The organism is Agromyces sp. NBRC 114283 (assembly GCF_030268405.1).
Classification (GTDB): Bacteria; Actinomycetota; Actinomycetes; order Actinomycetales; family Microbacteriaceae; genus Agromyces; species Agromyces mediolanus.
The window spans coordinates 725,233-746,359 of record NZ_BSQP01000001.1 but is presented as its reverse complement, the minus strand read 5'-3'; the positions used below and the strand labels follow the sequence as shown (position 1 = coordinate 746,359).

The following is a 21,127-nucleotide window of genomic DNA, read 5'->3' as shown; positions in this document are numbered from 1 at the left end:
CCGAGCACCACGCAGCCCGGCACCTCGATGGTGCCGGGCTGCGTCGTCTCGCGCGGCGTTCGGACGCCGGCGGTCGGGGCGGCGGTTCGGGCGCCGCTCGGATCGCGCTGCTGGCTAGCGCGGGACCTGGGTGCAGCCGCTCAGGGCGAAGAGCGGGTCGCCCCGGCCCTCCATCCAGACGGCGGTGCCCTGGTCGTCGTACCAGAAGCCCGGGTAGACGTCTTCCTCGTCCTGGTGCTTGGCGTGCGCCTTGACGACCGCGAGCTTGTCGGTCTCGATGTACACGTAGGGGTTCTTCTCGCTGTGCGTCGCGTGGCAGTAGGGGACCTTGTGGTCCCCGTCCACGGGACTCGAGGCGAACGCCGGCGACGCGGTCGCCAGCAGTGCTGCCGCGGCGAAGGGCACGGCGGCGAGGACGGCGACGGCGCGCCGGATGCTGCGCTCGGCCATGATGGGCTCCATTCTCGGGTTCGGACGACCGCGTCATGCGGGTATGCGGTCAGGGTCAGCAAAGCACTGCGCAGCCCCGCCAACAAGAGGAATCCTCACCCCCGTTCGGGGGCGCGCAGCGAAGCCCGCCCGAGGGGAGGACAATGGGGGTCTGCCCACGAGGCAGACGAGGAGGAGGGCGCGTGAGGATCGAGCTCCGCGGAGTCGCCAAGGGTCGGGACGGGCAGGCGCTGCCCCCGACCACCGTCGGATTCGAGTCCGGTCGCGCGACCCTCGCGAGAGCCGAGACCGAGCAGCGGCCCACCGTGCTCGGACTCATCGCGTCCGGGCGCATGCGCCCCGACTCCGGCGAGGTCGTCATCGACGGCAAGGCGGATGCCTCGGCCATCCGCCGCCGCATCGCCCTCGTCGACGCGCCGGAGGTCAGCGACCCCGCGCCCGACATCACCCTCGGCGGCGTCGCCGCCGAGGAGCTCATGTTCGCCGGCATCCCGTCCAACCCGGTCTCGGTCGGCCGCTGGCTCGGCCAGCTCGGCCTCGACCACATCGCGCGCGTGCCGATCGCGAACGTCGCGCCGCACGCCAGGCTGCGCCTGCTCACCGAGCTCGCGCTGCTCCGCGAGGGCGTCGAGGGCCTCGTGATCGTCTCGCCCGACCGGCACGGCGGCGACCCGATGGAGTGGTGGGAGCTCGCGAAGGGACTCGCCGATCGCGGCTTCGCGCTGCTCGTCATCGCCGGCGACGCCTCGGCGGCGGCCATCGGCGCGGCCGCGATGATCGCGAGGATGCACGGACCCGACGAGCCGGATGACGAGCTGCCGCTCGCCGAGGGAGGCATCGCGTGAAGATCCCGCAGATGATCGCGGCCGAGTTCCGGCGGCTCACGTCCACGAAGATGTCGGTGCTGGCGCTGCTCGCGCTCGTCGCCGTGCCCGTGCTCTACGGCGGCCTCTACCTCTGGGCCAACCAGGACCCGTACGCGAAGTTCGCCGAGGTGCCCGTCGCGCTCGTCGTCGAGGACGAGGGCACGCCGGCCACCGCCGACGCCGCCGCTCGGAACGTCGGCGACGAGATCGCCGCCGAGGTCGTCGCCGACGGCGCCTTCGACTGGCACCGGGTCTCGGCAGAGGAGGCCGAGCAGGGGCTCGACGAGTCGCGCTACGACTTCGCCATCACCTTCCCGCGCGACTTCTCCGAGGCGCTCGCCTCGGTGCAGACGGATGCCCCGCGGCAGGCCGAGATCGTGCTCGCCACGAACGACGCCAACAGCTACCTCGCGGGCACGATCGGCAAGCAGGCCGTCGAGAAGATCCGCACGACGATCGCCGAGAAGGTGGGGCAGGAGGCGGCGTCCACGCTGCTCGACTCGATCTCGACGATCCGCGGCAAGCTCGGCGAGGCGGCCGACGGCGCGGCGCAGCTCACCGACGGCGCCGGCACCGCGCGCGACGGCGCCGGGCAGCTCGGCGCCGGGGCCGGGCAGCTCGCCGACGGCACGGCGCAGCTGCGCGACGGCACCGCGCAGCTCGCGGACGGCTCGGCGACCCTCGCCGACGGCGCCGGGCAGGTCGCCGACGGCAACGCCGAGCTCGCGGCATCCGCCGACCGGGTCGGCTCCGTCGTCGCGCAGGCCGCCGCCGACGTGCCGCAGGCCCGCGCCGAGATCGAGGCGCTGCTGCGCGCCCAGGGACTCGATCAGGCCACCATCGACGCCGTGCTCGCCCGGCTCGACGTCGTCGGCACCGCGATCGTCGACGGCAACGAGCGGGTGCAGCAGGTCGTCGGCCAGGTCGACCGGCTCGCCGACGGCAGCCGCCAGGTGGCGAACGGCTCGGCGGAGCTCGCCGCGGGCGCCCGCACCGCCGCCGACGGCGCCGCGCAGGCGGCGGGCGGCGCGGCCCAGCTGCGCGACGGCCTCGGCACGCTGCAGGCCGGCCTCGGCGAACTCGAGACCGGGGCCGGCACCCTCCGCGACGGGCTGCAGGCCGGCGTCGCCGAGATCCCGGACTCCTCCCAGGCCACGCGCGACGCGCAGGCGGCGACGATCGCCGACCCGATCACGCTCGAGACGAGCCAGGTGACGCAGGCCGGCAACTACGGCGCCGGGCTCGCACCGTTCTTCGCGGCCCTCGCCGGCTGGATCGGCATCTACGCGCTCTTCCTCATCGTGAAGCCGATCTCCCGGCGCGCGGTGACGGCGCTGCACTCCCCCATCCGGATCACGCTGGCCGGCTGGCTGACGCCGGGGCTCCTCGGGGCGGTGCAGATGATGGCGCTCTACGTCGTGCTCGCGGTGACGCTCGGCTTCCAGATGCACCATCCGCTCGGCGTCGTCGGCACCATGGTGTTCGCCTCGGCGACGTACGCGGCGATCATCCTCGCGCTGAACGTGTGGCTCGGCTCGGTCGGGCAGTTCCTCGGCCTCGTGCTCATGGTGCTGCAGCTCGTGACCGCGGGCGGCACCTTCCCGTGGCAGACGCTGCCCGCGCCGCTCGCGGCGTTGCACCACGTGCTGCCGATGGGCTACGTCGTCGACATGATGCGCCAGTTCATGTACGGCGGCGATCTGTCGCGCGCCTGGACGGATGCCGGGGTGCTCGCGATCTGGCTCGCCGGCGGGCTCGTGCTCGCCGCGATCGGCGTGACTCGGATGACCCACTTCCGCACTCTGCGCGACCTGCAGCCGAGCCTCATCGGCTGAGCGGGGCGAGCACCCGGGGCCGGGCGCTGCCCGGCCCCGGCCGGGCGGCTAGAGCCAGTGGCGCGACTTGAAGATGAGGTAGAGCACCGAGGCCGAGGCGATCATGAGCACGATCGCGAAGGGATAGCCCGCCTCCCAGCCGAGCTCGGGCATGTTGTGGAAGTTCATGCCGTAGATGCCCGCGACGAGCGACGGCGCGAAGAAGATCGCCGCCCAGCTGGAGATCTTCTTCGTCTGCTCGCTCTGCGCGAGGCTCGTCTCGGTGAGGGACTGCATGACCTCGTTCTGCCGCTGCGCGACGAGGGTGGCGTGCACGCTGAGCGCGTTCTGCAGGGTCTGCCGGAACTCGTCCGCCTTCTCCGTGATGCGGATGACGTGGTCGAGCACGTCTCGGAACGAGCGGCGCAGCTCGAGGCCGGAGTCGTCGTCGGAGCTTCCCGCGTCGAGCTCGGCGCGGAGCGTCTCGATGACCCCGACGAGCGGCTTCGTCGCCCGCTGGAACTCCATCACCTCGCCCGAGAGGTCGTAGATGCGCTTCGCGACCGCCGCCTCGCCGGAGAACAGCTCGTCCTCGATCTCGTCGATGTCGTTCTCGAGACCGGCGACCACGGGCGCGTACTCGTCGACGACCTGGTCGAGCACCGCGTACAGCACCCCCATCGGGCCGCGGGCGAGCAGCCCGTCGGACTCGAGTCGGGCGCGGACCCGGCCGAGGTCCGGCGACTCCGCGTGCCGCACGCCGACGACGAAGTCCTGCCCGACGAACAGGTGCACCTCGCCGAACTCCACCCGCTCCTCGGCGTCGAGGTAGCGGGCGGGGCGCAGCACGACGAAGCGGGTGTCGCCGTAGCGGTCGAGTTTGGCCCGCTGATGGCCGGCCAGCGCGTCCTCGACGGCGAGCTCGTGCAGCCCGAACTCTTTCGCGACGACCTCGAGCTCGGCCGCGTCGGGGCGGTACAGGCCGATCCAGGCGAAGCCGCCCGGCGCGGCCTGCAGCGCCTCGAAGGTGTCGTCGAGGCTCACGGGCGTCGCCACGCGTCGCCCGTCGACGTACACGGCGTTGTCGATGACGGTCACGGCGTCAGTCTGGCACGCGGGCGGGGCCGGGCCGGGATGCCTCGCGCGCCCGGCCTCGCGCCACGCCGCCCATCTCCACGCCCCCAGCCTCCTGACCCGCTCCCACGCCCCTTCACCCGCCCGGCAAGACGGCACTTTCTGCGGGTGCTCGGGCGACGCCACCCACGATTACTGACGTCTTGCCGAGCGGGTGGGGTGGGGGGAGGGGGCGACGAGGGAAGGAGGGGTGGGGCGTCAGACGCGGGGGGCGGGGGTCGCGTGGGCGAGCACCCAGGAGTGCATCGTGATCGCGGCTGCCGCGGCCGCGTTCAGCGAGCGGGTCGAGCCGTACTGGGTGATCTCGACGACGGCGCCGGCGATCGCCCGCGCCTCCGGCGAGAGGCCCGGGCCCTCCTGCCCGAAGAGCAGCACGCAGCGCTCGGGCCACTCGAAGGCCTCGATCGGCGCGGCGCCGGGGATGTTGTCGACGGCGATGATCGGCAGGGATGCCTCGTGCGCCCACGCCGCGAAGCCGGCGAGGTCCTCGTGGTAATCGAGGTGCTGGTAGCGGTCGGTGACCATGGCGCCGCGCTTGTTCCAGCGGCGGCGGCCGATGATGTGCACCGTGTCGGCGGCGAAGGCGTTGGCGGTGCGCACGATCGAACCGATGTTCAGGTCGTGCTGCCAGTTCTCGATCGCGACGTGGAAGCCGTGCCGCCGCTCGTCGAGATCGGCCACGATCGCCTCGAGCCGCCAGTAGCGGTAGCGGTCGACGACGTTGCGCCGGTCGCCGTGCTCGAGCAGCTCGGGGTCGTAGTGCGGCTCGCTCGGCCAGGCGTCGCGTCCGCCGGGCCAGGGGCCGACACCGCTCGGGAGCTCGACCTCCGGTGCTGCACCGTCCGCAGACGCTGCACCGTCGGCGGGTAGGACCGGCGCTGCGCCTCGGCGCGCTGCGCCGTCTCGGGACGCTGCGCCGTCTCGGGGCGCTGCGGGGGCGGCGTCGTTCATCTGTGCCACGGTACTCGCCCCGCCCTCCAGGCACTTTTCGGTGCGCCTAAATTCTGCTAACTTTTCGGTATGCCGAAATCTCCCGCCGATCCGCTCGCGCCCACCGCAGACCGCCCCGTCGAGGCATCCGTCGAGGCATCCACCGAGGCATCCGCCGCCGGGCCGCACGGCCGCCGCCCGAAGCGGCGCGGCTCGGTCCCGCGCGCCGCCTGGCTCATCGGACCGGCGCTCGTCGCCGGCGTCGCCTACCTCGACCCGGGCAACGTCGCGAGCAACATGACCGCGGGCGCACAGTACGGCTACCTGCTGGTCTGGGTCGTCGTGCTCGGCAACCTCACGGCGTGGCTCATCCAGTACCTGTCGGCGAAGCTCGGCATCGTCACCGGGCGGAGCCTTCCCGAGGTGCTCGGCGAGCGCATCCGCAGCCGCTGGGGCCGGCGCGCCTACTGGCTGCAGGCGGAGCTCGTCGCGATGGCGACCGACCTCGCCGAGATCATCGGCGGCGCGGTCGCGCTGAACCTGCTGTTCGGCATCCCGCTGATCTGGGGCGGCGTGATCACGGGGGCGGTGTCGATCGGGCTGCTGATGATCCAGTCGCGCCGCGGCCCGCGCACCTTCGAGTTCGTCATCATCGGGCTGCTGCTCATCATCACGATCGGCTTCAGCGTCGGCGTGCTGATCGCCCCGCCCGACCCCGGCGGCCTCTTCGCCGGCCTCGTGCCCCGCTTCGCGGACACCGGATCGGTGCTGCTCGCCGCCTCGATCCTCGGCGCGACGATCATGCCGCACGCGATCTACGCGCACTCGGCGCTCAGCCGCGACCGCTTCGCGACGCCCGGGTCGAGCCGCACCGCCGCGCCCGGCGAGGCGACCGAGCTGCCGGCCGGCGTGCTGCTGCGCGCCACGCGCATCGACGTCACCGTCGCGATGGCGATCGCCGGAACCGTGAACCTCTGCATCCTGCTGCTCGCCGCCGTGAACCTCGCCGGCGTCGAGGGAACCGACAGCCTCGAGGGCGCGTACGCCGCGCTCGGGGCAGCGCTCGGCCCCGTCATCGCGACGCTCTTCGCGATCGGGCTGCTCGCCTCCGGCCTCGCCTCGACCTCAGTCGGCGCGTACGCCGGGGCCGAGATCATGCACGGACTGCTGCACGTGCGCGTGCCGCTCCTCGTGCGCCGGCTGGTGTCGCTGCTGCCCGCGCTCGTGATCCTCGGGCTCGGGCTCGACCCGACGCTGTCGCTCGTGATCAGCCAGGTCGTGCTGTGGTTCGGCATCCCCTTCGCACTCGTGCCGCTCGTGTCGCTCACGGCGAAGGCGGGCGTGCTCGGCCGCTGGCGCAACCACTGGGCGACGACGACGGCGGGCGTCGCGGCATCCGTCTTCCTCATCGCGCTCAACGCGCTGCTGCTCTGGCTGGTGTTCACCGGGGCGTAGAACTGCCGCAGAAGTTTCGGCCACGGCAACAGTGGGCAGAGTTTCATCCGCGCGGTCCGTCACAGAGCCCGCGCCCGGCCCGCTCGTCGCCTACGCTGCGGGAACCCACGGAGGAGGACCCCATGACCGGCTGGCGCGTGCGCGAGTTCCACAACGACGATCTCGACGGCATCCTGCACCTGTGGGAGGCCCAGCGGCGCTCGGCGCACGAGCCCGTCTACGACCTCAGCGAGGTCGTCGCCTCCTGTCAGAAGGACCACGCCGTCGTCGCGGTGCACGGCGAGGAGCTCGTCGGCGCGGTCGTCGGGCGGGCGGCGCACGACCAGGGCTGGATCGTCTTCTTCGGCATCGCCGAGGACTGGCGCGGTCGCGGCATCGGCTCGGCGATGCTCGCGGCCCTCGAGAAGCGGATGGCCCCGCACGGGCTCACGAAGCTCTCGGCGCTGATCCCCGAGCACGAGAGCCGGGTCGACGCCTTCGCCAACCAGGGCTTCGAGCCGAAGCACCAGCTGCGCTACTTCGAGCGGCGCATCCCGGTGCAGCGGCAGGAGCTGACCTCGCTCGCCGAGCTCGGCGGCCGGCTGCTGCCGCGCACGCTCTGGGAGTCGGTCGCGGGCATGCGGCGGGAGAAGGAGATCCTCGAGCAGCGGCTCGTGCTGCCCCTCGCCGAGCCGGACCTGGCCGAGCGCTACGGGGTGGTGCCGCCGCGCGCGGTCGTGCTGTTCGGCCCGCCCGGCACGGGCAAGACGACCTTCGCGAAGGCCATCGCATCGCGGCTGGAGTGGTCCTTCGTCGAGGTGTTCCCCTCGCGGCTGGCGGCGGACCCGCGCGGCCTCGCCGGCGCCCTGCGCGAGACGTTCACGAAGATCGCCGAGCTCGAGCACGCCGTGGTCTTCATCGACGAGGTCGAGGAGATCGCGGCGCAGCGCTCGGGCGAGCCGCCGTCGCCGCTGCAGGGCGTGACGAACGAGCTGCTGAAGATCATCCCGGCGTTCCGCGAGCAGCCGGGGCGGCTCCTCGTGTGCGCGACGAACTTCATCCGCGCCCTCGACAGCGCGTTCCTCCGGCACGGACGGTTCGACTACGTCATCCCGATCGGCCTGCCCGACGACGCCGCGCGGCTCGCGATCTGGCAGCGCTACGTGCCGGAGCAGGTCGCGCGCGAGGTCGATCTGGCGCTCCTCGTCGAGCGGACGGCCGGCTTCTCGCCGGCCGACATCGAGTTCGCCGCGCGCAGCGCCTCGCAGCGCGCCTTCGAGGCGGCGGTGCGGAACGGGGCGGCGGATGCGGACGCGGCGGCGCGCGCGGATGCCTCGGTCCGGGCGGATGCCTCCGGCCGACCCGCCGGCCCGAGCACCGAGGACTACCTCGACGCGATCGGCGCGACCCGCACCACGGTGTCGCCCGAGACCGCCGAGGCCTTCCTCGAGGACATCGAGGCCCTGGCTCGCGTGTAACCGGTCGATGCGGTGGCGCGGGGGCGAGCCCACGAGGCATCCAGCGCCCCGCCGTGCGCCGGCGACCGAAGCCTCCCCGCCCGCCGGGCCCGGTAGTCTGGGGCCGATGCCGGCCAGCAAGAATCCCGCGATCGAGGACTACCTGAAAACGGTGTACGCGCACACCGAGTGGCAGCCCGACCCCATCACGCCGTCCGTGCTCGCGGGCAAGCTCGGCGTCGCCCCGTCGAGCGTCACCGAGATGGTGAAGAAGATGGCCGCCGCCGGCCTCATCGCGCACGTCCCGTACGGCCCGCTCCGGCTCACCCACGCCGGACGCGAGCGCGCCCTCGCCGTCGTGCGCCGGCACCGGCTCATCGAGACCTGGCTCGTGCAGGAGATGGGCTACGGCTGGGATGAGGTGCACGACGAGGCCGAGGTGCTCGAGCACGCCGTCTCCGACCGCCTCCTCGACGTGATCGACGAGCGGCTCGGGCGGCCGAGCCGCGACCCGCACGGCGACGCGATCCCGGCGGCCGACGGCACGATCCCGGCCGAGCCGTTCCTGCGCCTCGACGAGGCGCCGCAGGGGCACCGCGGCTGCATCCTCCGGATCAGCGACCGCGACCCCGCCGTGCTCCGCGAGCTCGAGGCCGCGGGCCTCGCCCCCGGCGTCGAGGTGGTCGTGAGCCTCGGCGACGGCGAGCGCGTGCGACTCTCGGCGGGAACGGCGGATGCCCCGGCGCCGGCGCTCGAGCTGCCGGGCACGGCGGCCGCCGAGATCTGGCTCAGCGCCTGATAGCATCCGGCGGTGCGCATTCTCCGTCGAACGCTCATCGCCCTCGCCGTCGTCGTGGCCGTCGTCATCGCCGCGGGCGTCGCGGGGTACTGGTGGCAACGTCCCATGCTGCTCACCGGCACCGGCTACGCCGCGCACAACGCGTGCGCCGTCACCGAGCTCGCCGGGCGCGACGACCCCGAGCACGACCTGCCGCCGAATCCGCTCGTGCCGTACCTGCGCTTCGGCGCCGACGAGCCCGGCGAGACCACCGGTTCCCTGCTCGGCGTCCTCGCGAAGCAGCGTGCCTGGTACACGGAGGGCTTCGGCTGCACCCTCGCGGGCGAGCGCCCCGAGCTCGGCACCGCGACCCCGATCGACGACGCCGGCAACCCGCTCGCCGGCGCCCCGGCTCCGACCGCCGACCCCGCGGTCGACGCGGCCATCGCCGCCGCATTCGGCGACGGAACCCCGCCGGAGGAGGCGGCGGCGCTCGGCACCCGCGCGGTCGTCGTTCTGAAGGACGGCGAGCTCGTCGGCGAGCGCTACGCCGACGGCTTCGACGCCGCGACGCCGCAGCTCGGCTGGTCGATGTCAAAGAGCGCGACCGACCTCATCACGGGCGTGCTCGTGCAGCAGGGCGTCGTCACCCTGGACGACGCCGAGCTCCGCCCCGAGTGGACGGACGAGCGCGCGAGCATCACGATCGAGCAGCTGCTGCGCATGACGAGCGGCATCGAGTGGGACGAGACCTACGACCTCGGCACCCCCATCACGCAGATGCTCTACGGCGAGGCCGACATGGGCGGCTACGTCGCGGGGCTCCCGCTCGAGCACGCCCCGGGCACCGTGCAGGAGTACTCGAGCGGCTCCACGACGCTGCTCTGCTCGGTGCTCGCCGAGCGCACCGGCCTCGGCGCCGACCTGCCGCGGCAGACGCTGCTCGGCCCGCTCGGACTCTCCTCCGCGGTCTTCGAGCCGGACGCCGCCGGCACCCCGGTCTGCTCCTCATACCTGTGGATGACCCCGCGGGACTGGGCCGTGCTCGGCCAGTTCGCCCTGCAGAACGGCGAGTGGAACGGCGAGCAGCTGCTCCCCGCCGACTGGATGGCCAAGAGCCTCGAGGTGCTGCCCGTCGAGCAGACCGACGACCCCGGCTACGGCATGGGCTGGCGGGTGAACACCCTTACCGACGGTTCGCCGCGCTGGCCCGGGCTGCCCGCCGACACCTACTACGCCTCGGGCCACGACGGGCAGAAGGTCATCGTCGTGCCGTCGGAGGGCCTCGTCGTCGTGCGGATGGGCTTCACCCCCGAAGCCGACGACGAGCCGAGCGAGGTGCAGCTCGTCGAGGAGCTGATCGCCGCGCTCGGCTGAGCCGCACAGGCCAGCGGATGCCTCGGCGCGCCGCTCGCGGCCGGCCGGGGCATCCCGCCGTCGTCATCCGTTCGCAACATCGGAGCCCTACGCTGGACGCATGGGACGACGCGACGAAGTCGAGTGCTGGCTGACCGACATGGACGGCGTGCTCGTGCACGAGAACCACGCCCTGCCCGGCGCCGCCGAGCTGCTGCAGCAGTGGGAGGACCAGGGCACCCCCTACCTGGTGCTCACGAACAACTCCATCTTCACGGCGCGCGACCTCTCGGCGAGGCTTCGCGCCTCCGGCCTGAACGTGCCCGAGGAGCGCATCTGGACCTCCGCGCTCGCGACCGCCGACTTCCTGAAGCAGCAGGTGCCCGGCGGCTCGGCGTTCGTCGTGGGCGAGGCGGGCATCCTGACCGCGCTGCACGACGCCGGCTACATCATGACCGAGACCGATCCCGACTTCGTCGTCGTCGGCGAGACCCGCAACTACTCCTTCGAGGCGATCACGAAGGCGATCCGGCTGATCGACCGCGGTGCGCGCTTCATCGTCACGAACCCCGACGCGACCGGCCCGAGCGCCGAGGGCCCGCTGCCCGCGACGGGCGCGATCGCCGCGCTCATCACGAAGGCCACCGGCAAGGACCCGTACGTCGTCGGCAAGCCGAACCCGATGATGTTCCGCTCGGCGCTGAACAAGATCGGGGCGCACTCCGAGAACACGGCGATGATCGGCGACCGCATGGACACCGACATCGTCGCGGGTATCGAGGCGGGCCTGCACACCGTGCTCGTGCTCACCGGCATCAGCGACCAGGCCGAGATCGAGAAGTACCCGTTCCGTCCCGACGAGGTGCTGAAGGGCGTCTTCGAGCTCGTCGGCGAGCCCGCCGAGACCGAGCTCTGACCCCGACCCCCGAGCCTTAATCCCGAGTTGCCCGACTTTCATGGAAGTCGGGCAACTCGGTGTGCTGGGCGCGGGGAGCGCCGCGCGGCTCAGCCGGCGGCGACCTGCGAGGGCGTCGCCCCGGCGATGCTGCCCGTGAGCGGTTCCCCGCTCGAGCGGTTCGCGAAGCAGTAGAAGGTGCGCTCGCCGGCGTCCCACTGCTCGGCGAGCGGGTACGAGAAGACGAGCTGCAGATCGCTGAGGCCCGCGATCGCGTTCCCGTCGAGCACGCCGTCGGCCTGGCAGGCGGTGCCCAGCTGCGCCGCGAGCTCGGCGTCGCCCGGGAACGCCGCCCCGGCCTCGCCGGGCAGCGTTCCGCGGAGCACGAGCTGCGCCGCGTGCGGCGCCGCGCAGTCGACGACCGTGTAGTCCTGGGCCCACGCGTCGGTGAACGGGTCGATGCACTCGCCGCCGAAGAGGGTGTTCCAGGCATGCACCCCGGCGGGCTGCGCCGCGGTCGGGGCGGGGGCGGGCGTGTCGCTCGGTGCGGCCGACTCGCTCGTCGCCGGACCGGATGCCGCGGGCTGGGCGCCGAACGGGAGCTTCGTGCCGAGCAGGAACAGGCCGCCGAGGACGAGCACGGCCACGAGGCCGCCCGCGATCCAGAGCAGGATGCGCCGGCGTGAACCGCCGCCTGCGCCGCCGGCACCTGCGCCGGAGCCGGCGCCGGACCCGCCGCGCGACCCGGGGCCGGGCGCGTCGGCGCGCTGCGCGCGCGACTCGGACGCGAACCGGCCCGCATCGCCCGCGGGCGTGCGGCCGGCGCCCCCGGCGTGGCCCGCTGCGCCGGCCGCAGCCGCGGTTCCGGCGACCGGCAACAGGGCGGTCGCGGCGGAGGGCTCGGCATCGCCGGCGCGGGGCTCGGCGACCGCGGATGCCTCGGGGCCGAATCCGAACGGGTCGAGCGTGTCGGCCGGGTCGAGCGTGTCGGCCGGGTCGAGCGTCTCGGCCGGGTCGGCCGCCGTGGGCGGTGCCGACTCCGGCTGCTCGTCGGTGAGCGCCCCGGTGGCGGGGGTCTCGCCCTCCGCGGCGACCGCCGCGAGCGCGACGGTGCCGAGCGGGCCGTCCTCGGCGCGCGGGTCGGCCGCCTCGGGGTCGGGCACGATGCCCCACACGAAGGCGGCTTCCTCGGGAGCGTCCGCCTCGTCGTCGTCGAGGTCGTCGGGCTCACGCTGCGCGGCCGCCGCATCGAACGCCGAAGCCGCTCCTGCGCCGAAGCCCAGCCCCAGCGGGTCGCGCTCCGCGTCGGTGGACGGCTCGGGCTCGGTCGGTGCCTCGATGTCCGGCGTCTGCGCGGTCTCCGAGGGGGTGGCTGCGGCGCCCACCGCGGCGCCGGAGGCGACGCCGGCGAGCAGATCGTCGACCGGCGCTTCGACGGCGGGCTCGACGGGGGCGGTGCTGCCCGAGGCGAAGGCGGGGAACGGGGTCCGCGCCGGGGGCACCGCGCCGGCGGCGGCAGCAGTGTCGGCGTCGGTGACGCGTGCATCCGTGACGTGCGCGTCCGCGACGTGCGCGTCCGCGACGTGCGCGTCCGGCGACAGGGTCGGAGCTTCGCCCGTGTCGCCCTCCTGCAGAGCGGACCACAGCGCGGCGTCGAAGTCGGTCGTCGCGGCGGCCGAGGCGGAGGCTGCGGCCGCGGAGACCGGCGGCGGGACGAGCGGCTCACCGAACGCCCCGGTCTCGTGCTCGGCGGCGCCCGGCACGGGCGTGCTCGGCTCGTTCGGCACGGCTCCGGCTGCAGCGGCCGGGTCGCCCCAGGTGAGGGCGAACGGCGCCGTCGGGGTCGCCGGTCCGGGCACGACCGGCGTCTGCGGCTCCGCCGGCACGGCGGGCGTCGCGGGCGCCCACGGCTCCGCTCGGGTCTCGCTGCGGGGCGGCTCGGGCGCCGGTGCACCAGCAGCGGCAGGAGGCTGCGGTGCGCGCTGCGGCGCGACGGGCGGCTCCACGGCCGTGAGAATGGGATCCGCCGGAGGGACCGCCGGACCGCGGTCGCGGCGGCGGAGCAGGGGCTCGTCGAGCACGCCCGTGTCGCCGCGCTCGCTGCGTGGCTCGTCGCTGATGGGCACGGCGGGCGTGGTCATCGGAGCGGCGGCGCCTTCGGCCTCCGGAGCCTGCGGCGGCTCCGCCGGCTGGGGCGGCTCCGCCTGCTGGGGTGCCTGCGGCGCCTGGGCGGCGAGGGAGAACCAGTCGAGCGACTCCTCGCCGGGCGAACCCGCCCGGCGGCGGCCGCTCGGCTCATCGCGCGGGGCCTCGGAGTCGGCGGTCGGCAGCGGCGACGCCGGCGTCGACGGGACCGCTCCCGAGCCCGCGCCCCCGTCCGTCGCGGGCTCGGCCGCGCGGCGGCCGCGCGAACGGCTGGTCCACCACGGGGTGCGCGGCGCGGAGGCATCCGAGCCGACCGGCTCAGCCGGCGATCCCGGCGAGGGGGTCGCCCCGGCCGCTGGCGGCGTCACCGGCGGCTCGGCGGGGGCACCGAACTCCGGTTCGGCGGCGGGCTCGGACGGCGCGGGGGCCGCCGCACGGCGGCCCTGCCGGCGCGACTCGTCAGCGGCATCCGCGGCATCCGCCTCGCCGTCGCCGAGCTGACCGAGCAGCCAATCCGCGTCGCCGAACTCCTCGCCTCCGGGCTCGCCGCCTCGCTGGACCATCAGGCCAGCCCCAGATCGTCCAGCCCGATGGCGTAGCGGTACGGCACGCCCTCGGCCTCGATCACCTCGCGTGCACCGGTGTTGCGGTCGACGACGACGGCGACGGCGACGACCTCGGCGCCGACCTTGCGCAGCGCCTCGACGGCCTTCAGCGGCGACCCGCCGGTGGTCGAGGTGTCCTCGAGCACGATGACGCGCTTGCCCTCGAGCTCGGGGCCCTCGATCTGGCGGCCGCGGCCGTGGTCCTTCGGCTCCTTGCGCACGACGAACGCGTCGTAGGCGAGCCCGCGGGCGGCACCCTGGTGCAGGATGGCGCTCGCGATCGGGTCGGCGCCCATCGTCATGCCGCCCACGGCGGCCACATCGGGCACGTCCGCGATGAGATCGAGCATGACCTGGCCGATGAGCGGTGCGACCCGGTGGTCGAGGCTGACCTTGCGGAGGTCGACGTAGTAGCTCGCCTTCTTGCCGCTGGTCAGGGTGAAGTCGCCGTGGAAGACCGCCTCACGCGAGATGTGGTCGATGAGCTGGCGGCGGGCGTCCGAGTCGTGCTGAGTCACGCGAATACTCTACGGCCCGCCTCCCTGGAAGACCCTCAGCCTCGTCGGCGGAGCGGAGAGCGGAATCGGGATCCGAGGCGGGAGCGGAGGCGGCTCCAGATGCTGCCGGCCCCGCCCGTGACCGCCGCGATCGGCTTCTCGATGTGGAAGGCGGCGAGCTCCTCGGCCCCGTGGTGCACCGCTCGGTAGAGGGCCGTGCCGATCAGCACGCCCAGGGCGATCGACATGATCGAGACGAGGGCGAGGGCGAAGTCGTCGAAGCCCTCGTTCGCGCCCACCGCCTCCGTGAGTGCGACGAGCCCCGCGGCACCCGGCACGAGCAGCCAGTACGCCGGCAGGAAGGTGAGCTGCGCGGGCGCGCCCTTCGGCAGCGAGGCGATCCACAGCACGACCGGCGTCATCGCGAGCGCCCCGATGAAGCCCGACACCGTCGCGCCGAGCAGCGCGGTGCCGATCAGTTGCCCGAGGTACGCCACGACGAGCGCGAGCAGCACCCAGGCGAACGTCGATCCCGGCGCGGAGAAGTGCAGGTAGTTGCCGATCGCGAAGAGCAGCAGCGCGAGCCAGCCCACCCACCACGGCAACGACTCCGCAGAGGCGAGCGGCGCATAGCTCGAGTCCGCGACGCCCACGACGGTGCCGGCGGCGAGGATGCCGAACGCGAGCAGGCCCAACTGCACCATCCCCATCACGAGGCGCGACGCACCGGCGATCATCTGCCCGGCGGCGAGCTCCATCACGGCGGTCGTGAGCACCCCGCCGGGGAGGAAGGTCGCGAGCGGGGCGATGAGCAGGCGCAGCGGATCGCCGAGCGGGAAGTGCGGCGCCAGCAGGAACACCGCGACGCCGCAGACGAACGCCGCGAACACCGGGAACACGAGCTGCAGGGTCGGCGAGGGCACGAGCTTCGCCACGCCGATGAGCGCGCCGAGCACGAACGCGACGAGCGCGCCCTCCCACGTCGGGGTGAGGAGCAGCGCGAGCCCGGCGGTGAGCACCGCGTGGCCGACGGTGCGGACGAGCCATCCGCGCTTCGGCCGCATCCGGCCGATCTCGTTCAGCCGGTCGATGCCGTCGGCCGGGTCGACCGCCGCTTCCTTGGCCTCGCCGAGGAGCCGGTAGAGCGCGGCGATCTGGTCGAAGCGGAAGCTCGCGCTCACCGAGCGGATGGCGACCCGCCCGGCCTCGCCGGTGCCCGTCTCGACGAGGATCACCGTCGGCAGCACGACGAAGTCGATGTCGTCGCGACCGTAGGCGCGGGCGACGCGGGTCATGTCCGTGCGGATCTGATCGACCGACTCGGCCGCCGCGTTCATGCCCTCCGCGAGCCCCAGCAGGAAGCGGCCGAGCAGGGGGTCGTTCATGCGCTGCGCCGCGCGGTCGGCCGTGGCGTGCTCGGACCCGGCTCGCTCGGCCGCCATCAGCCGAGGAGGAAGGAGATCGCCACGCCCACGATGATCGCGCTGAACACGTAGACGAGGTTCGGCAGCTGGAAGGAGTGGTCGAAGACGAACTTGCCCATCTTCGTGGTGCCCGTGCGGTCGAAGGCGACCGTCGCGACCTGGCTGCCGTTGGCCGGCAGCGTGTACATGCCCATCGCGCTCGGCCAGAGTCCGGCGATCAGGTGCGCGGGCAGGCCGATGGTGAGGCCGATCGGCACGATCGCGTTCGTCGCGCTCGACTGGCTCGTCGTCAGCATGGCGACGACGAAGAGCGCCAGCGCGAACAACAGCGCGCCGACGAAGGCCGAGGAGCCCGAGACCATCGAGCCGAGCCCGTCCACGATGAGCTGCGTGTTGGCCGCGACGAAGGTGTTCGCGAGCCACGCGATGCCGAACAGGGCGATGGCGCCGACGATGCCGGCGGGGAAGGTGGACTGCTTCGGCACGTCGGCCGCCTTCACCTTGCAGAAGACGAAGATGAGGGCCGCGATGACGCCCATCGTGACCTCGATGACGGTGGTCACCGAGAGATGGATCGGGTCGCCCGCGTCGTTCGTGCCGATCACCGGCAGCAGGTTCGAGAAGAGGCCGCAGAAGACGATGACGGCGACGCCGGCGAGGAAGAGGGATGCCGAGAGCACCGCCGTCTTCGGCAGCTTCTGCTCGTGGGCGTCCTCCTGCGGCGCGTCGACCTGGTGGGCGGCGAGCCGCTTCTGGAACTCGGGGTCGTCCTCGAGCTCCTTGCCGTGCTTGAGCATGACGAGCGCGGCGAGGAAGAGGCCCACGATCGAGGCGGGCCACATGATGAGCAGCAGCTTGCCGAGGTCGAAGCCCTGCGGGGCGAGCAGCACCACCATCGAGGCGGTCGCCGCCGAGACCGGGGAGCAGAGGATGCCGACCTGCGAGGCGACCGCGGAGACCGAGAGCGCCCGCTCCGGGCGGATCCGCTGCTGGTAGGAGACGTCGTAGATGACGGGCAGCAGCGGGTAGAAGATGTTGCCCGTGCCGGCGCCGACGGTGAAGAGGAACGACATGGCGGGGGCCAGGAAGACCACCGAGCGCGGTCGCTTCCTGATCGCCTTCGCCGCGACCGAGACCATCCAGTCGATGCCGCCCGCCGCCTGCATCACCGAGGCCGCCGTGATCACCGTGATGACGATGAAGACCGCGTCGACCGGGGCGTTGCCCGGCGCCTCGCCGAAGACGAAGATGAGCACCGCGACGCCGACGAGGCCCCACACGCCGAGGCCGATGCCGCTCGTGCGCGTGCCCATGAAGATCGCCAGGATGACGACCAGGAGCTCGGCGAGCAGGATCCAGACGTTGTCGTTCATGCGCTCGGCCCCTTCACGATCGGCCCGGTGCCCTCGAGCACCCGCACCGGCAGCGGCGTCTCGACGATCTCGCCGTCGACGGCCTCGACACGGAGGGCGAGCGGCGGGTCGACGGGGCTGATCGCGGTGACGAACTCGGGGGCGCCGCCGCCCGCGCGCTCGAAGTGCAGCGACTGCAGGTTGCCCACGGCGTAGCCGGTGGCGAGCTCGCCCTTCAGCAGCGCGTCGTGGAAGAGCGGCTGGCGCTGGTCCTCCGCGTCGTAGTGCGGGCAGAAGCTGCCGTGCAGGAAGCCGAGCCCCTCGGGCAGCACCTGGAGGGTCGGGCCGTAGCTGTCGGTCGTGCCGCCCTCGAACCAGCAGATGCCGCCGGCGGAGCCGCCCGTGAACACGGTGTTCGACGCGGGGTCGTCCCACATCTCGCGCATGATCTCGTCGAGCCCCTGGCGCCGCCAGACGTCGAGCATGTTCGCGGTGTTGCCACCGCCCACGTGGATCACGTCGAAGCCCTTCACGAAGCCCGCGAGGTCGTCGAGGTCGCGGTGGAAGAGCGTCAGGTGGTGCGGCGCGCACCGGTCGGAGTCGTAGGTCTTGTAGAAGCTCAGCGTGTACGCCTGCTCGTCGCCCGTCGCCGTGCCGACGAAGAGCACCCGCGGGCGCTCCGTGCCGGTGAGCTGCAGGATGTATTCGTGCGTCGGGTCGTTGCGGCGCTCCATCATCGCCTTGCCCGCGCCGGTCGCCACCACGTGCGCCATCGTCCCCCCAGACCTCGATGTACCCGTTGCGGCACACGCTAGCGCTGGAGGCGGCTCCGAGTCGAGCATTTGCTGGCGCGATCGCTCAGCGGGCCGGGGCATCCGCCCGGGGCATCCGCCTCCGAGGCATCCGCCCGAGCCATCCGCCCTGGGGCATCCGTCCGAGCCATCCCGCCCTGGGGCATCCGTCCGCAGAAACGAGGAGAGCCGCCCCGCGGGGTGTCCCTCCCCCGCGCAGCGGCCCTCGACTCCGGGGCGATGCCCCGCTTCGCGCTACACAATGCGCGCGAAGGTCTCCTTCGGCAGGCGACGGTAGCCGTCGCGCGAGGCGACGACGACGGAGCCGACGAGGCCGGCGAGCGAGACGCCGCCGAGGAGGAGCAGGATGGCGAACACGGTGGTTCCTTTCACGAAGACCAGTGGATCGTCGAGCGACGGAGGCGCCGTTGCACGTGTTCGACAGTTCAATTGAAGCGCGGAAAACCGTTCAGCACAATCTGATGCACCTTCACTGACGATGTAGCATCGCTACATGGATGTGCGCCGTCTCGACCTGCTCAGAGAACTCGCGGAACGGGGCAGCGTCACCGCCGTCGCCGAGGCGACCGGGCGCACGCCCTCGGCGGTCTCGCAGCAGCTGAAGGTGCTCGAGCGCGAGGCCGGCGCCCCGCTCACCGAACGCAGCGGCCGCGGCATCGTGCTCACCAGCGCGGGACAGGCGCTGGCGAGGAGCGCGGCGGATGTCGCGATCGCACTCGCCCGGGCGGACGCCGTCTGGGACAAGTTCCGCAACGACCCGAGCGGCGAGGTGACCCTGCTGACCTTCCCGACCATCGGGGCGACCATGCTGCCCGCCGTGCTGACCGAGCTCCAGCAGGTGCCCGGCCTCGTCGTGCGCGCGACCGACTTCGACCCGGAGCTCGCCGAGTTCGCCGAGCTGACGGCCGACTACGACATCGTGCTCGCCCACACCATGCCCGGGGTGCTGCCCTGGGGCGGGCGGGGGCTCCGCGTCGTGCCGCTGCTCACCGAGCCGCTCGACATCGGGCTGCCCGCGACGCACCGGCTCGCGGGCCGCTCGCACCTCACGGCGAGCGACCTCGTCGAGGAGACCTGGCTCGGCGTCCCGCCCGGGTTCCCGTTCGAGCGCATCCTGCACGCCATCGAGCAGCAGGGCGGCCGCCGGGTCGAGATCGCCCAGCGCTTCAGCGACATGCGCATCGTGGAGGCGTTCATCCAGGCCGGCTTCGGCGTCGCATTCGTCCCTCGCTACACCTCGGGCTCCCTCCCGCCCGAGCTCGTGCTGAAGCCGCTGCGCGGCGTGCCGTCGGCCCGGCAGATCGTGGCGCTCGTGCGGCCCGACGTCGCCGAGCGGCTGGCGGTGCGCACGGTGCTCGACGTACTCGTGGCGAAGGCGGCGGAGCTCGGCGCCGGCGGCGCGGGGACCGGGGCGTAGGCGGGGGCTGATGTAGGCGGGTGCTGGCGTAGGCGGGGGCTGGGCGTTGGGCCGGGCGGATCCGGAGCCGGGTGGCCTGCATCCATCACGATGCCCCGAGCGATAGCGCCACTTCCAGAGCGCCGTTCCCCCTGATGAAGCGCCACTTCCAGCACCGTTGGCGAGCGATCGCTGACAGGCTGGAAGCATGACGAACCCGCTCGACGCACTCGAAGCCGACCTGGCGTCGCTTCGTGCTGCGTGGGGCGAAGCGGGCCCGGCGTTCGGGCTCGGCTCCGAGACTGGCGCCGACACCGCCCCCACGGCGATGAGCGATGCGGGCCTCCTGCGCGTTCTGCAGTCCGCCGCGCGACTGCGACGGGCGACCGAGGTCGCGCTCTCGGCCGTGGCCGCCGAAGTCGCGGCGCGCTCCGATGCGGGATTCGGGGCCGAGGGCCTCGCCAAGCGGCACGGTCACCGCAACGCGGCCAGCCTCGTCGCCGCCGCCACGGGCGACGCGGTCGCCGGTGCCGCCAAGCTGCTCCGCGTCGGAGCGGCCACGCGCCCACGCCAGACGCTCACCGGTCAGCTCCGACCGGCGCGCCACCCCGCGGTGGCCGACGCCCTCGAGCAGGGCGCGCTCTCCGTCGATGCGGCCGACGCCATCTGCACCATGCTCGAGCGCATCGCTCCGCGCACGAGCCTGCGGCGCGCTGAGGCCTACGAGGCCGAGCTCGTCCGCTTCGCGAGCGCCGCGCCGCACGGGCTCGTGCTGCGCGCGGTCAGGCACGCCGAAGGGCGGCTCGATCCCGATGGCGTCGAACCACGCGACGAGGCGATGCATCAGCAGCGCACGCTCTCGATCGTCGAAGAGGCATCGGGCATGGTCCGCATCACGGCACGGCTCGACCCGGTCACGGCGGCACCGGTCAAGGCGGCGATCGAGGCGATCGTCTCCGAGACGCTGCACCGGCGCCGCGATCGGCAACCGACGCCCGTGGCCTTCCCCGACTGCGAAGTCGACGCGGCCGACGCGCAGCTCGCCGGCGCCTCCCCGACGGTCGACAACGAAAGCCCGGTGCCGGGTGGCCCGGTACCGGATGGCCCGGCGCCGGATGGCCCGGTGCTCGAGGACCGGCGCACGATCCCGCAGCTCCAGGCCGATGCACTCAGCGAGCTCGCCCGCCACGTCCTCGGCTGCGAGGCCGCTGCGACGCGTGCGAAGGCGACGGTCGTCGTCCGCCTCGACCTCGACGCGCTGCTGAGCGGCGTCGGCGAGGCGACGATCGACGGCCTCGACCGGCCGATCTCGGCTGCCGCAGCGCGGCGCCTCGCGGTCGACGCGGAGTTCGTTCCCGCGGTGCTCGGCGGCGAGGCGCTGCCGCTCGACCTCGGCCGCTCCCGGCGGCTGTTCTCCCGCGCGCAGCGCCTCGCCCTCGGCGAGCGCGACGGCGGATGCGCCTCCTGCGGGCGCAACATCGCCTATGTCGAGGCGCATCACATCGACTGGTGGCACCGGCATCGAGGGCCCAGCGACCTCGACAATGGGGTGCTCCTCTGCAGCCATTGCCACCATCAAGTGCATCGCGAGGGCTGGCGCATCAGAGCCGACCGGCGCGAGGTCTGGTTCGTGCCGCCCCCGCACCTCGATCCAGAGCAGCGACCGAGGCTCGGCGGGAGGGCCCGCTTCGAGCTGCGCACCGACCGGCAGCTCGCCGCATCGCACGAGATGACGGATGCCTCGCCGGCACCGGGCGCGTTGCGCCTGCCGGCGGCGTAGCG

At 73.3% G+C, this 21,127-nt stretch carries 18 protein-coding genes; 9 read left to right on the top strand and 9 right to left on the bottom strand.

What is annotated here, in order from left to right; genetic code table 11:
• Positions 1-114: 114 nt before the first annotated feature.
• On the bottom strand, positions 115-450 hold the full coding sequence (locus tag QSJ60_RS03600) for a hypothetical protein (RefSeq protein WP_285462615.1): 336 nt from the start codon (positions 448-450) through the stop codon (positions 115-117).
• A gap of 182 nt (positions 451-632) precedes the next feature.
• Between QSJ60_RS03600 and QSJ60_RS03595 the strand changes: the two genes are divergently transcribed.
• Both QSJ60_RS03595 and QSJ60_RS03590 read left to right on the top strand, forming a co-directional pair.
• A complete protein-coding gene (locus QSJ60_RS03595; protein WP_285462613.1) occupies positions 633-1,295 on the top strand; it encodes a hypothetical protein in 663 nt (220 codons plus the stop codon).
• The gene (locus QSJ60_RS03590) at positions 1,292-3,151 is read left to right on the top strand and encodes a YhgE/Pip domain-containing protein (protein WP_285462611.1); all 1,860 of its coding nucleotides are present in this window, start codon (positions 1,292-1,294) and stop codon (positions 3,149-3,151) included. The genes QSJ60_RS03595 and QSJ60_RS03590 overlap by 4 nt, the downstream gene beginning before the upstream one ends.
• A 48-nt stretch (positions 3,152-3,199) precedes the next feature.
• On the opposite strand, the gene QSJ60_RS03585 is transcribed toward QSJ60_RS03590, so the two are convergent.
• Positions 3,200-4,228 carry a magnesium and cobalt transport protein CorA gene (locus QSJ60_RS03585; protein WP_285462610.1) on the bottom strand — a complete coding sequence of 343 codons (1,029 nt, stop codon included), beginning with the start codon at positions 4,226-4,228 and terminating at the stop codon, positions 3,200-3,202.
• Positions 4,229-4,462: 234 nt separating this feature from the next.
• A complete protein-coding gene (locus QSJ60_RS03580; protein ID WP_285462608.1) occupies positions 4,463-5,215 on the bottom strand; it encodes a TrmH family RNA methyltransferase in 753 nt (250 codons plus the stop codon).
• Between the two features lie 69 nt (positions 5,216-5,284).
• On the opposite strand from QSJ60_RS03580, the gene QSJ60_RS03575 reads away from it, so the two are divergent.
• The 5 genes from QSJ60_RS03575 to QSJ60_RS03555 all read left to right on the top strand — a co-directional run bounded on the left by QSJ60_RS03575 (position 5,285) and on the right by QSJ60_RS03555 (position 11,135).
• On the top strand, positions 5,285-6,649 hold the full coding sequence (locus QSJ60_RS03575) for an Nramp family divalent metal transporter (RefSeq protein WP_285462606.1): 1,365 nt from the start codon (positions 5,285-5,287) through the stop codon (positions 6,647-6,649).
• A 122-nt stretch (positions 6,650-6,771) separates the two neighbouring features.
• The gene (locus QSJ60_RS03570) at positions 6,772-8,106 is read left to right on the top strand and encodes an ATP-binding protein (protein WP_285462605.1); all 1,335 of its coding nucleotides are present in this window, start codon (positions 6,772-6,774) and stop codon (positions 8,104-8,106) included.
• A 106-nt stretch (positions 8,107-8,212) separates the two neighbouring features.
• Positions 8,213-8,884, top strand: a complete 672-nt coding sequence (locus tag QSJ60_RS03565; RefSeq protein ID WP_285462603.1) for a metal-dependent transcriptional regulator — start codon at positions 8,213-8,215, stop codon at positions 8,882-8,884.
• A gap of 12 nt (positions 8,885-8,896) precedes the next feature.
• Positions 8,897-10,240: a serine hydrolase domain-containing protein gene (locus QSJ60_RS03560; RefSeq protein WP_285462601.1), complete on the top strand. Its 1,344-nt coding sequence runs from the start codon at positions 8,897-8,899 to the stop codon at positions 10,238-10,240.
• A gap of 100 nt (positions 10,241-10,340) precedes the next feature.
• Complete coding sequence (locus QSJ60_RS03555) at positions 10,341-11,135, top strand: HAD-IIA family hydrolase (protein ID WP_230768314.1); 795 nt, start codon at positions 10,341-10,343, stop codon at positions 11,133-11,135.
• Positions 11,136-11,224: 89 nt separating this feature from the next.
• Here QSJ60_RS03555 and QSJ60_RS03550 read toward each other — a convergent pair whose 3' ends face one another.
• The 6 genes from QSJ60_RS03550 to QSJ60_RS03525 all read right to left on the bottom strand — a co-directional run bounded on the left by QSJ60_RS03550 (position 11,225) and on the right by QSJ60_RS03525 (position 18,321).
• Positions 11,225-13,822 (bottom strand): septum formation family protein, encoded by a 2,598-nt coding sequence (locus tag QSJ60_RS03550; protein WP_285462598.1) that lies wholly within the window; start codon positions 13,820-13,822, stop codon positions 11,225-11,227.
• Positions 13,822-14,382 (bottom strand): orotate phosphoribosyltransferase, encoded by a 561-nt coding sequence (pyrE, locus tag QSJ60_RS03545; protein WP_189084306.1) that lies wholly within the window; start codon positions 14,380-14,382, stop codon positions 13,822-13,824. The genes QSJ60_RS03550 and pyrE overlap by 1 nt, the downstream gene beginning before the upstream one ends.
• Positions 14,383-14,417: 35 nt before the next feature.
• A complete protein-coding gene (locus QSJ60_RS03540; protein ID WP_285462596.1) occupies positions 14,418-15,803 on the bottom strand; it encodes a threonine/serine exporter family protein in 1,386 nt (461 codons plus the stop codon).
• Complete coding sequence (locus tag QSJ60_RS03535; protein ID WP_189084304.1) at positions 15,803-17,158, bottom strand: anaerobic C4-dicarboxylate transporter family protein; 1,356 nt, start codon at positions 17,156-17,158, stop codon at positions 15,803-15,805. Before QSJ60_RS03535 ends, QSJ60_RS03540 begins: the two co-directional genes overlap by 1 nt.
• The gene (locus tag QSJ60_RS03530; RefSeq protein WP_285462594.1) at positions 17,155-17,910 is read right to left on the bottom strand and encodes a Type 1 glutamine amidotransferase-like domain-containing protein; all 756 of its coding nucleotides are present in this window, start codon (positions 17,908-17,910) and stop codon (positions 17,155-17,157) included. The genes QSJ60_RS03535 and QSJ60_RS03530 overlap by 4 nt, the downstream gene beginning before the upstream one ends.
• 273 nt (positions 17,911-18,183) lie before the next feature.
• Positions 18,184-18,321 (bottom strand): hypothetical protein, encoded by a 138-nt coding sequence (locus QSJ60_RS03525; protein ID WP_285462593.1) that lies wholly within the window; start codon positions 18,319-18,321, stop codon positions 18,184-18,186.
• A 121-nt stretch (positions 18,322-18,442) separates the two neighbouring features.
• On the opposite strand from QSJ60_RS03525, the gene QSJ60_RS03520 reads away from it, so the two are divergent.
• Both QSJ60_RS03520 and QSJ60_RS03515 read left to right on the top strand, forming a co-directional pair.
• On the top strand, positions 18,443-19,366 hold the full coding sequence (locus tag QSJ60_RS03520) for a LysR family transcriptional regulator (protein ID WP_285462592.1): 924 nt from the start codon (positions 18,443-18,445) through the stop codon (positions 19,364-19,366).
• Between the two features lie 187 nt (positions 19,367-19,553).
• Positions 19,554-21,125: an HNH endonuclease signature motif containing protein gene (locus tag QSJ60_RS03515; protein ID WP_285462591.1), complete on the top strand. Its 1,572-nt coding sequence runs from the start codon at positions 19,554-19,556 to the stop codon at positions 21,123-21,125.
• The last annotated feature ends 2 nt before the right edge of the window (positions 21,126-21,127 follow it).

Excerpts from the sequence above, each read along its gene's own strand:
- QSJ60_RS03535 (WP_189084304.1), bottom strand. The coding sequence starts at position 17,158 with ATGAACGACAACGTCTGGATCCTGCTCGCCGAGCTCCTGGTCGTCATC.
- QSJ60_RS03515 (WP_285462591.1), top strand. The coding sequence starts at position 19,554 with ATGACGAACCCGCTCGACGCACTCGAAGCCGACCTGGCGTCGCTTCGT.
- QSJ60_RS03520 (WP_285462592.1), top strand. The coding sequence starts at position 18,443 with ATGGATGTGCGCCGTCTCGACCTGCTCAGAGAACTCGCGGAACGGGGC.
- QSJ60_RS03555 (WP_230768314.1), top strand. The coding sequence starts at position 10,341 with ATGGGACGACGCGACGAAGTCGAGTGCTGGCTGACCGACATGGACGGC.
- QSJ60_RS03600 (WP_285462615.1), bottom strand. The coding sequence starts at position 450 with ATGGCCGAGCGCAGCATCCGGCGCGCCGTCGCCGTCCTCGCCGCCGTG.
- QSJ60_RS03570 (WP_285462605.1), top strand. The coding sequence starts at position 6,772 with ATGACCGGCTGGCGCGTGCGCGAGTTCCACAACGACGATCTCGACGGC.
- QSJ60_RS03580 (WP_285462608.1), bottom strand. The coding sequence starts at position 5,215 with ATGAACGACGCCGCCCCCGCAGCGCCCCGAGACGGCGCAGCGTCCCGA.
- QSJ60_RS03550 (WP_285462598.1), bottom strand. The coding sequence starts at position 13,822 with ATGGTCCAGCGAGGCGGCGAGCCCGGAGGCGAGGAGTTCGGCGACGCG.
- QSJ60_RS03530 (WP_285462594.1), bottom strand. The coding sequence starts at position 17,910 with ATGGCGCACGTGGTGGCGACCGGCGCGGGCAAGGCGATGATGGAGCGC.
- QSJ60_RS03540 (WP_285462596.1), bottom strand. The coding sequence starts at position 15,803 with ATGGCGGCCGAGCGAGCCGGGTCCGAGCACGCCACGGCCGACCGCGCG.
- QSJ60_RS03565 (WP_285462603.1), top strand. The coding sequence starts at position 8,213 with ATGCCGGCCAGCAAGAATCCCGCGATCGAGGACTACCTGAAAACGGTG.
- QSJ60_RS03575 (WP_285462606.1), top strand. The coding sequence starts at position 5,285 with ATGCCGAAATCTCCCGCCGATCCGCTCGCGCCCACCGCAGACCGCCCC.